The following is a 15,376-nucleotide window of genomic DNA, read 5'->3' on the forward strand; positions in this document are numbered from 1 at the left end:
ACTTCACCCGCAGGAGGGACATACCGTGCCAGGCCACGGATATCCTCGGGGTGGTTCCTGGCTGCCGCAGTGTCGTCGGCCACGAGCGACCGCACCACAGACGGTGCCCGAATCGAGCACGACCGAAGGACTGAGCGTGGCAGCACCGACCGAGTCACGGACCACTGTCTTCACTGCTGCTCCGGGGTCGACGGTGGTCGTCCGTGACGAGGAGTGGCTCGTCACGCAGGTGGAGCCGACGACGGACGGTCACTTCGTCCACGTCGTCGGGCTCTCGGAACTCGTCCGCGACACAGAGGCCATCTTCTCGACGGCGATCGACGACGTCGTGGTCGCGGACCCGGCGGAGACGACCGTCGTCGCGGACGGTTCCCCCCGGTACCGCGAGTCGCGGCTGTGGCTGGAGGCGATGCTGCGCAAGACGCCGGTCCCGATCGCCGAGGACTCACTCACCACCGCGCACCGTGCGCTCGCGGACCCGCTGCCGTACCAGCTCGCCGCGGTGCGCAAGGCGCTGGACCCGGACAACCTGCGCCCGCGCATCCTGCTGGCCGACGCGGTGGGTCTGGGCAAGACGCTCGAGATCGGCATGATCCTCTCGGAGCTCGCCCGGCGAGGCCGCGGCGAGCGCATCCTCGTCGTCACCCCCAAGCACGTGCTCGAGCAGATGCAGTTCGAGCTGTGGACGCGGTTCGCACTGCCTTTCGTCCGCCTCGACAGCACCGGGATCCAGCGCATCCGCCAGAAGCTGCCGGCGAACCGCAACCCGTTCGCGTACTTCAAGCGGGTCATCATCTCGATCGACACGCTGAAGTCCGACAAGTACGTGGCACACCTGCGCAAGCACCGGTGGGACGCCGTCGTCATCGACGAGTCGCACAACGTCACGAACTCCTCGACCCAGAACTTCCGCCTCGCGACGATGCTCTCCCGCCAGACCGACGCCATGATCCTGGCGAGCGCGACCCCGCACAACGGCGACCCCAAGTCGTTCGCGGCGCTGATCCGCATGCTCGAGCCGTCGGCGGTGAAGCCGGACGGTGTCGAGCTGGACGAGAAGCAGGTGGAGCGGCTGATCGTGCGCCGCCATCGCCACTCCCCCGAGGTCGCGTCCGTCGTGGGCGCGGACTGGGCGGAGCGCAAGGAGCCGCAGAACACGCTCGTCGAGCCATCGCCGATCGAGGAGGAGATCGCGGTCGAGCTGGAGCGCACGTGGCTCTGGCCGGCGGGCGGCGCCAGCCCGTACTCGGGCAAGGGTGGCGCGACGCTGTTCCCGTGGACGCTCGCCAAGGCGTTCCTCTCCTCCCCCGCGGCGCTGGAGGAGTCGGTGCGCAAGCGGCTCCGCGTCCTCGAAGGTGGCCGCGAGGAGTCCGACGACGAGGACTCGCTCGTCGCACCCGACAGCGCCGAGCAGGTGCCCGACGGCGCCGCGCACCTTCCCGGCATCGGGTCACCCGATCCTGCCTCCCCCGTACGCAGGGCATCGGCGGGCACCGGCTCCCGCGCCGACGAGCGCGCCGCGTTGACGCGCCTGCACGAGGTCGCAGTGCGGTCGAAGTCCGAGCCCTCGGCGAAGTACGAGGCGCTGCTCGCCCACCTGCGCGGCATCGGCGTCCGCAAGGGCACGGAGATGCGGGCCGTGGTCTTCGCCGAACGCGTGGCCACGCTGGGCTGGCTGCAGGCAAAGCTCGTGGAGGACCTCGGCCTGACCGACGAGAACGTCGTCGTGCTGCACGGTGGCCTGTCCGACGTCGACCAGCAGGAGATCGTCGAGTCGTTCAAGCTGGCGTCCTCCCCCATCCGCGTGCTGGTGACGGGCGACGTGGCGTCCGAGGGCGTGAACCTGCACAGTCACTGCCACCACCTGGTGCACTACGACATCCCGTGGTCGCTCATCCGCATCGAGCAGCGCAACGGCCGCATCGACCGGTACGGACAGAAGTTCCCCCCGCAGATCACCACGCTGCTGCTTGACCCGCAGACGACGACCCGGTTCGGCGGCGACATCCGCGTCCTGACGCGCCTGGTGGACCGCGAGCACCACGCGCACACCGCGCTCGGCGACACGGCGTCGCTCATGGGCGAGTACTCGGTCAAGGCCGAGGAGCGCGCGATCGCGGACGTGCTCCGCCAGGCGAAGTCGCTGGACAGCGTCGTCAAGCAGGTCGAGGAGGTCGTCGCCGACGACGGCCCCGCCGGCCTCCTGGCGCGCATGATGAACCTCGGCAGCGCTAGCCCCGCCACCCCGGCGCAGCCACCGACGACCCCGGAGACCGGCGGTCGCACCGGCGTCTACGACGACGAGCTGACGTTCCTGGAGGACGCGCTCACCCAGATCTACACGACGCCCGGCCAGGAGCCGACGAACGGTGTCGCGTGGAAGACGTTCCCGCACCAGTCGATCGCGTCGCTCAAGCCGCCGCGCGACCTGCAGCAGCGCCTGGAGGTCCTGCCGCAGTCGTACCTCGCCGACCGGCACGTCACCGAGACGCTGCGCCTGGCGACGTCGCTCGCGCAGGGCAAGCAGGAGCTGACGAACGCCAAGAGCGCGGAGTCCCGGTCCACCTGGCCGGAGGCGCACTTCCTCGGCCCGCTGCACCCGATCGTCGACTGGGCGTCCGACCGGGCGCTCGCGTCGCTGGGCCGCAACCAGGTGTTCGCCGTGCGCGGCGACGTCGAGGACCTGACAGTCCTGGTGCAGGCCGCGCTGTACAACGCGCGGGGGCAGGTCGTCGCGACGTCGTACCAGACGGTGGCGTTCCCCAACCCGGACAGCCCGTCGTTCGGGCTCGTGACCAAGCACGGGTCCGCGCCCGACGCCGTCGCGCTCCTGGGTGTCGGTGTCACCAACACCGGGGCGATCGACGGCGCCGAGTCGTTCCAGCCGTTCGTCCGGCAGGCGGTCCGGTCGGCGGAGGTCGCCGTCGGCGACCAGATCGCGTCGATCGAGGCCGAGACCCAGCAGCGCGTCGAGGCGTGGCTCAAGCGCAGTCAGCACTGGCGCATGGAGGCTTCCGCGCTCATGAGCCGCGAGGCCGCAGCGGCCAAGGCGGGCATCACGAACCGCCAGTCGGACATCGACGAGGAGTCGCGCCTGGCGCGCGAGATGGCGCCGCAGCGGACGCTGCTGAGGCCGCTGCTCGTCGTCGTCCCGCACCACATCGAGGAGAACCACTGATGGCCGCGAGCGACGCGATCGTCGTCGGCGAGGACTGGATCAGCGAGCACTACTTCGGCACGGACGGCAAGCAGTCGTTCCGCTCGCAGGTGCTGGAGCGCCGCAAGGCGTGGGACGACGCCGCGAAGGAGGGTGAGCAGACGACGCGCGCCCGCTTCGTGGGCGCGCGCGCGAACCTGCTGTCCACGCTGGCGGGCCTCGGCGAGGCGGGCGGCCGGTTCGCCGTGCTGCCCGAGCTGTACGCCGAGCTGCGCGACGTGCTCGGCTACTCGACGGTCGCGCTGCAGTCCAAGCGCGTCGGGCCGGTCGAGTGGATCCACGCGACCGGCCTGGAGGCCGCCGCGCCGCTCGTGATCGTCGAGGCCGTGGCGGTCAAGGATGTCGAGTCGCTGCTGGTCAAGGGTGACCCCGCCAAGCCGGCCCGCCGCGACCGGACGCTGCTGGAGCCGTACGACGTCGACGAGAAGACCCAGATCCACTCGGTGGCGCGGCTGCTGTCGTACCTGTTCGTGCAGGACGACGCCCCGGAGTTCGCGCTCGTGCTGGCGGGGGGTTGGATGCTCGTCGGGGAGAAGGCCCGCTGGGCAGAGGGCCGGTACCTCGCCGTCGACCTCCAGCTCGTGGCCGAGCGCGCGGACGACAAGCGCGGCGGCGAGACGGACACCGCGCTGACGTGCGTCGAGGCGGCGTCGCTCGCCCCGGACGCCGAGGGCAACCTGTGGTGGCCCACCGTGCTGGACGAGTCGGTGAAGCACACCGTCGGGGTGTCCAAGGACCTGCGCGAGGGCGTGCGGCTGTCCATCGAGATCATCGCGAACGAGGTGGTGCGACGCCGTGCCGCGCAAGGGCTGGAGCCGCTGCCGCAGGCGGAGGCGCAGGAGCTCGCGCGGCACGCGCTGCGCTATCTCTACCGCATCCTCTTCCTGCTGTTCGCGGAGGCCTCGCCGGACCTCGGCGTGCTGCCCGTCGGGGACCCGACGTACGAGCAGGGGTACAGCCTCGACCGGCTGCGCGAGCTGACGCTCGTGGAGATCGCCGGGCCGCGCTCCGAGCACGGCACGCACCTGTACCAGTCGCTGGGCACGCTGTTCGCGCTCGTCGACAAGGGGCACGACGGCGCTGCGGGCGCCTCACGAGGCGAGCGGGTCGACGGCGAGGTGCAGCGCGTCGACGACGGCGCGGACGGCCTGACGTTCCAGCCGCTCAAGGCCGACCTGTTCCTGCCGAGGGCCACCGCCCACATCGACGCCGTCGGCCTGGGTAACGCGGCCCTGCAACAGGTGCTGCGGCACCTGCTGCTGAGCAAGGAGTCCAAGGGCAAGGACCGCGGGTTCATCTCGTACGCCGAGCTCGGGATCAACCAGCTCGGCGCGGTGTACGAGGGCCTCATGAGCTACACGGGCTTCTTCGCCACCGAGGACCTGCACGAGGTCGCAAAGGAAGGGAACTCCGAGAAGGGCTCGTGGGTGGTGCCCGTCGTGCGGTCGCAGTCCATCGCGGCCAAGGACTTCGTCAAGACGCCGGACCCCGTCACGGGCGAGCTCAAGCCGGTAGTCCACGAGCAGGGCACGTTCGTGTTCCGGCTCGCGGGCCGGGAGCGGCAGCAGTCGGCGTCGTACTACACGCCCGAGGTGCTGACCCGGTTCACGGTGTCGCAGGCGTTGGAGGAGCTGCTCGACCAGGAGGGCCCGGACGGCGTGCGTCGGACGACGTCCGCCCGGGAGATCCTCGACCTGACCGTGTGCGAGCCGGCCCTCGGGTCGGGGGCGTTCGCGATCGAGGCCGTGCGCCAGCTCGCCGCCGAGTACCTCAAGCGCGCCCAGGCGGAGCGTGGCGAGTCGATCGACCCGGACAGGTACGCGGCCGAGCTCCAGAAGGTCAAGGCGTACATCGCCCTGCACCAGGTGTACGGGGTCGACCTCAACGCGACCGCGGTCGAGCTCGCGGAGATCTCCCTGTGGCTCGACACCATGGGCGAGGGCCTGAGCGCACCGTGGTTCGGCCTGCACCTCAAGCGCGGCAACTCGCTCATCGGAGCGCGGCGTGCGGTGTTCCGCCGCGACCAGGTGACGAAGAAGGACTGGCTCAAGGCGATCCCGCGCGACGTGTCGCTCCTGCGGGGAGCGTCAGAGCCCGGGGGTTCCGAGTCGGGGGTCGACGGCGGCATCCACCACTTCCTGCTGCCGGCCGAGGGCTGGGGGTCGGCCGTCGAGGCGAAGGAGGCCAAGGAGCTCGCGCCCGAGGCGCTGGCTCGGCTCAAGGCGTGGCGCAAGAGCGTGCTCGTACGCCCGACGGCCGCGCAGGCCAAGGCGCTCGACGACATCGCGCTGCGCGTCGAGCAGCTCTGGGACATCGCATTGCGGCGGCTCACGATCGCGGAATCCGAGATCCGCCGGCAGGTCGACGTCTGGGGTGCCGACGACCTCCCTGCCGGTGGGGCCGTGACCCGAGAGCAGATCGAGGCGAGCCTGGCTGACGCGCGCGGGGCGTACCAGCGACTACGCCGCGTCATGGACGCCTGGTGCGCGCTGTGGTTCTGGCCGCTCACGGACGAGCTGACCACGCGCACCGACAATGTGGACACTGAGGGAGCGGGCACCGAGGTGTCCGACGGCGGCGAGCGCGGTCGCGTCCAGATCGAACCGCCGTCGCTCGGCGAGTGGATCGACGCGCTGCAAAAGCTCGTCGGGGTCACCGTCTCGGCCGCGAGCACGGGCTCCGACAAGCGCTGGCGCGGCGGCGACCAGACGTTCTCCGACGTTGCCGACTGGAACGAGCTCAACACCGCCGAGGAGCTCGACCTGGGCTTCGCGCAGGCACTCGACCCCGAGAAGGTGCTCGCAGAGCACCCGTGGCTCGGCGTCTGCGAGAAGGTCGCCGCCCAGCAGGGGTTCTTCCACTGGGAGCTCGACTTCGCGCCGGTGTTTGCCGGGCGCGGTGGGTTCGACCTACAGGCAGGTAACCCGCCGTGGGTGCGGCCTGACTTCGACGAGGCGTCGGCGCTCGCGGAGTACGAGATCGGGTTCGCGCTGGAGGGCAAACTCGCTACCACGCGGGCGATAGAGCTCCGGGAGCGGACGTTCGCGAACCCCGAGGCGAAGGCCTTCTACCTCGATACGCTCACGTCGACGATCTCGACTCGCGAGGCGGTGTCGAGCACCGCGGAGTATCCGCACCTCGACGGCCTGCGGCCGGACCTCTATCGCTGCTTCATGGAGCAGACGTGGCGGCACAGCTCGGTTGTGGGCTCAATCGGTCTGATTCACCCGGAGACCCACTTCACCGACGAGAAGGCGGGACCGTTGCGTGCTGCGACCTACGAACGGCTGCGTCGGCACTGGCAGTTCATAAACGAGCTAACCTTGTTCGAAGTTCACCACCTCGTAAGCTACGGAGTACACGTCTACGGCTCCGCGCGCTCGCCAAAGTTCATGCAGGCCGCTTCGCTCTACCACCCGGACACTGCGCTGCGTTCACTTGCACACGACGGTTCGGGTGCGGAGCCCGGACTGAAGGACCCAGACGGCAACTGGGACCTTCGTCCTCACGAAGGGCGCAGGATCGTTGTCGACGACTCGGTGCTTGGTACCTGGCACGCGGTATTGGAAAACGACACGGTTCCAGTACGTCAGAGCCGGATGGTCTATGCAGTGAACCGATCGACGGCCGCCGTGCTCGACAAGATCGCCCTTGCGCCGCGCATCGGATCACTTGGGTTGCAGTTCTCCCAGGGGTGGAACGAGACAACCGACTTCAAGAACGGTTTTTTTGCGAAAGAATGGGGCCCTGCCGATTCATGGGCCAGTGTGATTCTTCAGGGACCCCACCTGCACGTAGCGAATCCTGCCTACAAGACGCCGAACTCGACGATGCTCCACAACCTCGACTGGTCCGCCGTCGACCTGGAGGAGCTCGCACCCGACGCCATCCCTGCGACGTCGTACAAGCCGCGGGGAAGCCGCGCGGCGTACGACGCGGCGTACACGCATTGGACCCGCGAGGTGCGCGAGGCGCTGGACGGTTCCGCCCTCGCCGCCGTGCCCACCGTCGACCCGCAATACGTGCGCAACGTCGAGCACCGCACCGACGCCGACGGCACCCGCATCCGCACGGAATCGGTCTCGGCCCGAGGCTTCTACCGCCTCGCCTGGCGCCGCATGGCGGCCAACACCGGCGAGCGCACACTCGTGCCAGCACTGATCCCGCCGGACGCGGCGCACGTCCACCCGGTCTACTCGGTGAGCCTTCCGCACCGTGAACCCAGCGAAGTCGCGCGGCTCGCTGGAGTCGCGTCGTCGATGCTCTTGGACTTCTCGATTCGCACATCGCCGAAGTCGGAGATCAACTTCGTCACGCTCAAGCGGCTGCCCTGTCCGGACCTGGGGCGCCTGGACGGAGCGCTCCGCCTGCGCGCGCTCCGCCTCAACTGCGTGACCGACGCCTACGCCGACCTCTGGGCCGACTGCTTCGACCCGGCGTTCGCCGACGACTCGTGGACCGGGCTGCCCGAGCGTTCCGGGTTCGTGGACCTCGGCGACGTGGGGCCGGTCTGGACGCCCGAGACACCGCTGCGTCGTGCGGAGGACCGCCGTCAAGCGCTCCTGGAGATCGACGCGCTGGTCGCGCTGTCCCTGGGTCTCACGGCGGACGAGCTCTGCACCATCTACCGCACGCAGTTCCCGGTGCTCTACGGCTACGACCGCAACCGCGACCACTTCGACGCCAACGGCCGCATCGTGCCCAACAGCATCCTGACGCTCTGGCGCAATCGGGGCGGCAACGACGGCCGCTACACGGACGAGGAGCTCACCTCGACCCACCCGGGCAGTGGCGTCGACTACCTCTACGAGCTCCCGTTCGAGACCCTCGACCGCGAGGCTCACATGCGCCAGGCCTACGCCGAGTTCGAGCGCCGCCTCGGAGTGGACCGTCATGTATGAGGCGCCGGGCGGGAGTGCGCCGCCGAATCTTCCGCCGCCGCACGCATCGTCCTCGATGCCGCCTCCGGCACCGGGCTACGCGCCGCCACCCCCGCCGTCGTCGATGCCGCCTCCGGTCCCCGGGACCGGCGTCAACTTCCAGCCTGCCCCCGGCACGGCGATGTACGCGCAGCCGACCGCCCCTGCCGCCTACGCCATGCCCGAGAAGTCTCTCGCCGTCGCGTACCTGTGGTGGTTCTTCCTCGGCTGGTTCGGCGCGCACCGGTTCTACCTGGGCAAGACCGCACGAGGAGTCGGCTACCTCCTCACCGTCGCGTGGTTCCTGATCGGGTGGTTCGTGGACCTGTTCACGCTCCCGGCGCAGGTCCGGCGCATCAACATCGAGCGACGACTGGGGCTGCGATGAGCGGCGCCCATGGCTATCGCGCCCGCGATCACCGCGGCACCGAACTCACGAAGGAAGCGGTAGCAGATGACTGACCATCCGCTCGCGGGATACCGGGCCGAGAATCGAACCGTCTACATCAAGGACGACGCGGACTTCTCCGAGTCCCGAACCCACCCAGGCAAGCAGAGTCCTCTCGCCCGCGGCCGAGGGACGAACGCGCTCTCCAACATCGTGGTCGGGGACGAGATCTCCGAGCACGACGACGAGAGCTACGCCGACGACGAGCCGAGCATCTCGGGTCTGGTCCCTCTCGCGCTCGTCGCCGTGGCGGGTATCGCCGTCGGCGTCGCCGGGGTCAAGGCCGTCCAGCACGTCAGGAGGAAGCGCGAGGCCGAGGCCGTGGCGAGTGACCGCGCCCTTCCCGCGAGCTCGGCGCCGGCCGGGTGGTACCGGATGTCCGCTGATCCGACCCGACTGCGCTACTGGGACGGGGCGGGCTGGACCGACGACTTCGCGCGGGTCCAGACCGCCGCGCCCGCGATCCCCGCCGCGTGGTACCCCGACCCGGCGAACCCAGCCTTTCAGCGCTACTGGGACGGACGCGAGTGGACCCACCACGTCGCACCGGCGGCCCACGCCACGGCGACGCCTGCCGGCTGGTATCCCGACCCCGCGACCAACGGGGCGCAGAGGCGCTACTGGGACGGAGCGGCCTGGACCAACCACCTAGCCCCGCGGGCCGGTATCGCCCCGGCCCCGCAGACTGCCACTGCGTCCCATCCGAGGGCCTTGCCGCCGGGCCAGCCGGCTCCAGGCATCGCGATGACCGGCGCCGAGTGGCAGGCGAACTTCCGCGCCTGGGCTGCGGCTGCGTCCATCGAGCAGCAGCTGTGGTGGACGCTGACGAACGCGCAGATCGCCGACGCGGACCAGGCGGTGCTGGCCGCGCAGCAAGAGCTCCGGCAGCTCACGCCCGAGGAGGGCGCGCGCCGCATCAGGCTGTTGCTCGAATCCAACCCCGCCCTGCGCAGCGACCTCGGAGTCGCCGAGATGATCAGGCTTCTCGGCGGCCTCGGTGCCGTGATCCAGGGAGCGGCGGCAGTCCGAAGCCACGTCCCCGCACCCCGGCTTCGGGCCGGAGGCCGGTGATGGCGAGACGGGTGCAGCATCCCCCATGGGCCTGACGCGATAGCCGTTCACTCGGAGGTGCCGAGGTTTACGCACTCGGATAGCGTCGCGCCATGGGCTACCTCCCCCCGACGACGATCGCCGACGTGCTCCGCCGGATCCAGAAGGGGGAGCTGATCCTTCCGGCGATCCAGCGCGAGTACGTCTGGCGACCCAAGCAGATCGTGGCGTTGTTCGACTCGCTGCTCCGGGGGTACCCCATCGGCAGCTTCCTCTCGTGGAAGATCGAACGCCCCACCCTCGAGACGTTCCGCTTCTACGGCTTCATGCGGGAGTACAGCGAGTTCGACAACAGGCACAACCCAGCCCTGGACGTCGAGCCGGACCGCATAGCGTCCGCGATCCTCGACGGCCAGCAGCGGCTCACGTCGCTGAACATCGGGCTCCGGGGCACGTACGCCTACCGGCTCCCCCGCGCCTGGTACAACAACCCCGCCGCCTACCCCAAGCAGCGCCTCTACCTCAACGTGCGAGAGGAGGCCGCGGAGAACGAGGCCGGCCTGAGGTACGACTTCCGGTTCCTGACGGACGGCAAGATCGAGGCGATGGAACAGGACGAGGCCCGCTTCTGGTTCCCGGTGACCAAGGTCTTCACGACCCCAGACGTCAGCAGCCTCATGAAGCTCCTGGCGCAGCAGCAGCTCGGCAACCACGAGACCGCCATCGACATGCTCGGTCGCCTCTGGTCGGCCGTGCACTCCGACCAGAACCTGCACTTCTACCAGGAGGAGGAGCAGGACATCGAGCGGGTGCTCGACATCTTCATCCGTGTCAACTCCGGCGGGACCGTCCTCTCGTACAGCGACCTGCTGCTGTCGATCGCGACGGCGCAGTGGAAGAACGTCGACGCGCGCGAGGCAGTCAACGATCTCGTCGACGGGCTCAACGCCACCGGGAACGGGTTCAGGTTCACCAAGGACGTCGTCCTGAAGGCGGGGCTCGTCCTCGCCGACGTCCCCGACGTCGGATTCAAGGTCCGCAACTTCACGGCCGACAACATGGCCACCCTCGAGATCGAGTGGGAGCAGATCTCGGCGTCACTCCACCTCGCTACCGGTCTTCTGCACGACTTCGGGCTCTCCGGAGGCCAGCTTGCCGCGGACAGCGTCCTGATCCCGGTCGCCTACTACGTGCACCGGCGCGGGTTGGGCCAGTCGTACCGGACATCTGTGGGCGAGTCCACGGACCGCGCCACTCTTCGCTCGTGGGTCCTGCGGTCTCTCGTCATGCGCGGCGTATGGGGGTCGGGCCTCGACTCCCTGCTCCGTGACTTGCGCCGAGTGCTGAAGGATCACGGCGCGGACAGCTTCCCCGCGGTCGAGATCGAACGACGCATGGCGGCGCTGGGCAAGTCCCTCGCGCTGAGTGCCGACCAGATCGACGACCTGCTCGACCTGTCGTACGGCGGGACCCGCACCTTCGCGGTCCTGGCGGCACTGTTCCCTCACGTCGACACCCGGAACGTTCATCACGTCGACCACGTGTTCCCCGCAGCGCTGTTGAGCAGGTCGAAGCTCCGAGCGGCCGGTCTCGACGCCACGACCATCGAGTCGTACGAGGACGCGCGCGACCGCCTGCCCAACCTTCAGCTCCTCGAAGGGACGGTGAACATCTCGAAGTCCGACAAGGTGCCAGCCTCGTGGGCCGCCGCGCAGTACGCGGACAGCCATCAGCTCGCCAACTACCTCGAGCGCAACGCCCTGCCCCCGTTACCGACGTCAGTCACCGAATTCGGCGAGTTCGTGGACGCTCGCCGGGCGGTGCTTGCCGAGCTCATCCGTCGACGCCTTGCCGCCCCGAGCGGCGTCGATCGAGCGGCCGACGCGCCGTCGTCTCCTGCCGATGCCCCTGTCGCCGCGACCAGCATCGACGAGGGCCTCGCCGAGGCGGACCTGAATCTCTGACCCGATGATCACACCATGAAGACCATTGGCCGCGATCCGCGTCCTTCGACCGCAGTCGACCTCACGAGGCTCCCAGCGGGACCGGACGTACCGCGGCTCCGACAGCTCACGGACGACGAGCGGCTCGAGACGCTCGCGTACTTGCACTTTCGCCTCGAGGTCGACACTCCCGGTCATGGACGTACCGCGCTCGGGGTGGGCCAGACGAGCCTCGTCGCATTGCTCGTCGCGCTGCTGGCCCTCGTCCTGCAGTTGCCCGGCCCCGGAATCCTTGTTCCCGCCATCGCCATCCTTCTGGGCGCGATCTTGGTCGTCGGCGCGCTGATTGTCGGTGTGTTCGTGGGACCCCGCGTCGATCGCCGACGCGGCTTCACCCGCGCATGGCTCGAGACCTTGCAAGCGTTGCCCTGCGAGCCTGAGCGCAAGCACTCGTGAACGAGTACTTGCCCTCACGCGGCTACCAGCCACCGCGCTCTCTCACGAGGTCGACGAGGCGCGCGACGGGGCTACCTGCGTGCGGATGATGCTTCGCATAGCCTCCTCCGGGTGAGCCTCGCCCCGTTCGCACGGATAGACGTGACGTCTTGGCGCGCCATCGCCGAAGAGCCGGTAGGAGCTGAGGAGAAGTGGTGGCTCGCGGATCCGGAGGACGTCCGGTGGCTGTACAAGCCGGTGCGGTTCCGCGAAAACGGGACCCGCATGGGCATGGACTGGGCCGAGGTGATCGCCTCGCATCTCGCCGGCCTGCTCGGACTGCCCCACGCGCACGTCGAACCGGCGACAAGGAAAGGGGTCGACGGGTTGATCTCCCGACGTGTTGTCCCTCCTGGCTTCGCCCTCCGGAGCGGCGCCGACCAGCTTCTCGACTGCAGTGCACCCGGGTTCAAGACGTACGAGGAACGTGTCGGCGCCGAACGCAAGACTCGTCCCGGCCACTCCCTCGCCAACATCCGCGCTGCACTCGCGGACGTCGATCCCCCGCCAGATACAGCGCCCGAACTGACGGCGTTCGACGTGTTCGTCGGTTACCTGATCCTCGACGCCTGGATCGGCAACGCCGACCGGCACGAACAGAACTGGGCAGTGCTAGAGCCCGAGACCGGTGCCGACGCCCGGCGCCTTCTCAGCCCGACCTTCGACCACGCGAGCTCCCTCGGCTACGGGCTCACGGACGAACAGCGTCGCGAACTTGCGGCGGACAGCCCTCTGCTCCAACGGTTCGCCGAACGCGGGCACGCCACCCGGTTCGAGAACGCGGGGCCAAGTTCGATCCCCAGCCTCGTCACGCTCGCCGTCGACGCCGTCGCACTCTGCTCAGACGGTGGACTACGGTTCTGGCGGGACACCGCCTCCGCGCTCCCGGCGGCGACCGCGCGTACCGTGGTGGAAAGAACGCCCGGGCTGTCAGAGGGGACGAGTACGTTCATCATCCGACTACTGGACGAGAACGCGAGGAGGATCCAGCGTGAGTGCGACCGCAACGCTTGAGGCACATCGTGGGCGCGAGCGTTCCTCTGTAGGCGACCGACGCATGATCGTGGCGTGGCAGGACCAGCAGTCGCGACGCATCGTGCCGATCGGCGTGCTGTCCCACGACGACGCAGGTTACGGCTTCGCCTACCTCGAGAGCGTCCGAGACATCGAGGGCTTTCGTCCCCTGCTCGGCTTTCGTGGCCTTGACCGCCAGTACACGAGCGAGACGCTCTTCCACCTGTTCGCGCAGCGAGCAATGAGCCCTCGTCGCCCTGACTACGTGCGGTACGTCTCCGAACTCGGGCTCACCCCAGAGGACGACGAGCCGTGGGAGCAGATCGCGCGGTCCCACGGGCGACGCGAGATCGACCACCTGCAGCTCTTCCCCGTCCCGGAGGTGATCGACGGCACCGTCCGTTGCAGCTTCCTCGTCCACGGCACCCGTCACGTCGCGGAGAACGAGATCGTCCGCGACGGCATTGCGCAGCGAGTCGAGCCCACGTACGTCGAGCGGACGCTCACGACCCTGGTTGCCGGGCAAGAGCTGCGGCTCGAACCGGAGCCGACGAACTCCTACAACCCCAACGCGCTCCTGGTGACCGCGTCGGGAGAGGTCGTCGGCTGGGTGCCCGACCTACTCCTCGAAGATCTTCACCGGCTTCGCCGGCAGACGGACGTCACGGTGCGGGTTCAGCGGGTCAACGGCCCTGACGCTCCCGCCCACATGCGAGTTCTCGCAAAGCTGTCCGCCACCGGCATCGACGGGTTCGAGTTCTTCACCGGCCCACGATGGCGGACCATTCCCGAGGGTTGACAGTCAGTAGGCGAAGACGTCGCTGATCCCGAGCGCGGCTACCTCCGTCCTTGTGGGCAGGAAGTCGCAGCACTGGTCGTAGAGGTCCGAGACGCCCGCCTCGGCAAGCCTTCCCTCGAGCACGTCATAGAGGTCGAGCAGATGGTCGACATCGGCGGCGGCATACCGGATCTGCTCGTCCGACAGTGCAGCCGCGCCCCAGTCACTTGTCCTGACAGCCCCCTTCGTCAGCGAGCGACCGAGCATCCGCGAGCTCAAGGCCGCCAGGCTGTGCTCTGACGGCGGGCTCTGAGGAGCAACCAGCTTCGAGGCGATCTTCGTGCACCGGATGTTGGTCGCTCGCACCTCCCAGGCCACCCGCATGAAGAGGAGGTCGAACGGAGCATGGTGCATGACGACGCGCACCGCAGGATCGGCCAGCAGAGCGATCAGACCCGCAGGCCGCTCGTGCCCGATCTGGACGAGCGTGGTCCCGACACCTCGGGCTGAAAGCTGGCAGAGTTGCAGCTCATCGCTCAGCGGATGGAGTCCGGACGTCTCGGTGTCCCATGCCACCATCCCCGCACGGCGATACGCTTCAAGGAGGCGATCAGGGAGATCACGAGTCACGACCCGGACAGGCTGTGGCTGGTCCATGCCTGGAGGTTAACGTCGCCGACCCACGTCGGAGCCGCTGGCCCCCACCCGTCACCGATCTCTGCCATGAGGCGCTGACTCAGTCCCCGACGATCTCGGCGTCGACCACACCAGCATCCACCACGTCTTCATCGTGATCGCCGTCCGTGCCGGAGCGCAGGTACGAAGGAAGTTCGGTCGGGGGAGGACCGAAGGACTTCTTGGTCGAGCGGATGGTGAACTGTGCGAACGCCGCGTTTCCACCGGCTCCGATGATGGCACCGATCCCGAAGGGCACTGTCTTGCCGAGGACGAGAATCCCCTGCTTCGTCCCGTACTTCGTGACGAAGTTCTTCCCGAGCACGCCGTTGACCTTCCGCAGCGCGGAGACGGGGACGCTCTGCACCACCTTCCTTCCCCAGTGCGCTCCGGTACGTCCGGCCGCTTCCTTGATGATGGGGGTGGCGGAGTCTCCGAGCATGACACCGAGAAGGAGAGTACGCCGGCGTACCACGTCCTCGGTCGGGATGTCGTACACCTCGGCGACCGCAAGTACGTAGGTCATTGCCGCCGTCGTGAACGCGGTGGCATCGGCCACAGCCAAGGCGAGCCCAGCAGGAATGCCGACCCCAGGGGCCGCCGCACCGCCGCCGGCGGCCGCTCCCGTCGCAGCGACAAGCGTGGTGAACTGCGCGCCGAGCGACTGGACCACCTCAGCCGGGGTCGCCTCTGGGTTGCGACGAACCGTGGCACGTACGTGGCCCAGGATCGCCGGACGACCGACCTGCACGGCCTTGTCGAGTCCCACCAGGAGCGCACGAGCGACCGGATTGGTCTGGACGGTCTCCTCGGCTTCAGTCGCCATCGTCGATCTCC

General features: G+C 68.9%; 10 protein-coding genes. 8 read left to right on the top strand and 2 right to left on the bottom strand.

Annotated elements, in window-relative coordinates; all coding sequences use genetic code 11:
• Positions 1 to 136 precede the first annotated feature (136 nt).
• The 8 genes from AC4H2G_RS10510 to AC4H2G_RS10545 all read left to right on the top strand — a co-directional run bounded on the left by AC4H2G_RS10510 (position 137) and on the right by AC4H2G_RS10545 (position 13,885).
• Positions 137 to 3,178 (top strand): SNF2-related protein, encoded by a 3,042-nt coding sequence (locus AC4H2G_RS10510; protein WP_494365700.1) that lies wholly within the window; start codon positions 137 to 139, stop codon positions 3,176 to 3,178.
• Complete coding sequence (locus AC4H2G_RS10515) at positions 3,178 to 8,118, top strand: class I SAM-dependent DNA methyltransferase (RefSeq protein ID WP_494365701.1); 4,941 nt, start codon at positions 3,178 to 3,180, stop codon at positions 8,116 to 8,118. The genes AC4H2G_RS10510 and AC4H2G_RS10515 overlap by 1 nt, the downstream gene beginning before the upstream one ends.
• A gap of 55 nt (positions 8,119 to 8,173) precedes the next feature.
• Complete coding sequence (locus tag AC4H2G_RS10520) at positions 8,174 to 8,524, top strand: TM2 domain-containing protein (protein ID WP_494365702.1); 351 nt, start codon at positions 8,174 to 8,176, stop codon at positions 8,522 to 8,524.
• Positions 8,525 to 8,590: 66 nt separating this feature from the next.
• Positions 8,591 to 9,655 (top strand): DUF2510 domain-containing protein, encoded by a 1,065-nt coding sequence (locus AC4H2G_RS10525; RefSeq protein ID WP_494365703.1) that lies wholly within the window; start codon positions 8,591 to 8,593, stop codon positions 9,653 to 9,655.
• Between the two features lie 92 nt (positions 9,656 to 9,747).
• Positions 9,748 to 11,598, top strand: coding sequence for a DUF262 domain-containing protein (locus tag AC4H2G_RS10530; protein WP_494365704.1), 1,851 nt, complete (start codon positions 9,748 to 9,750; stop codon positions 11,596 to 11,598).
• Between the two features lie 15 nt (positions 11,599 to 11,613).
• On the top strand, positions 11,614 to 12,033 hold the full coding sequence (locus tag AC4H2G_RS10535) for a hypothetical protein (protein ID WP_494365705.1): 420 nt from the start codon (positions 11,614 to 11,616) through the stop codon (positions 12,031 to 12,033).
• A gap of 111 nt (positions 12,034 to 12,144) precedes the next feature.
• Positions 12,145 to 13,086, top strand: a complete 942-nt coding sequence (locus AC4H2G_RS10540; RefSeq protein ID WP_494365706.1) for a HipA domain-containing protein — start codon at positions 12,145 to 12,147, stop codon at positions 13,084 to 13,086.
• A 43-nt stretch (positions 13,087 to 13,129) separates the two neighbouring features.
• Positions 13,130 to 13,885 (top strand): HIRAN domain-containing protein, encoded by a 756-nt coding sequence (locus AC4H2G_RS10545; protein WP_494365707.1) that lies wholly within the window; start codon positions 13,130 to 13,132, stop codon positions 13,883 to 13,885.
• A 3-nt stretch (positions 13,886 to 13,888) separates the two neighbouring features.
• On the opposite strand, the gene AC4H2G_RS10550 is transcribed toward AC4H2G_RS10545, so the two are convergent.
• Together AC4H2G_RS10550 and AC4H2G_RS10555 are read right to left on the bottom strand one after the other, a co-directional pair.
• Positions 13,889 to 14,521, bottom strand: a complete 633-nt coding sequence (locus AC4H2G_RS10550; protein WP_494365708.1) for a ribonuclease D — start codon at positions 14,519 to 14,521, stop codon at positions 13,889 to 13,891.
• A gap of 79 nt (positions 14,522 to 14,600) precedes the next feature.
• Positions 14,601 to 15,365: a hypothetical protein gene (locus tag AC4H2G_RS10555; RefSeq protein ID WP_494365709.1), complete on the bottom strand. Its 765-nt coding sequence runs from the start codon at positions 15,363 to 15,365 to the stop codon at positions 14,601 to 14,603.
• Between the last annotated feature and the right edge of the window lie 11 nt (positions 15,366 to 15,376).

This window comes from Cellulosimicrobium sp. BMG9.23 (assembly GCF_059159985.1).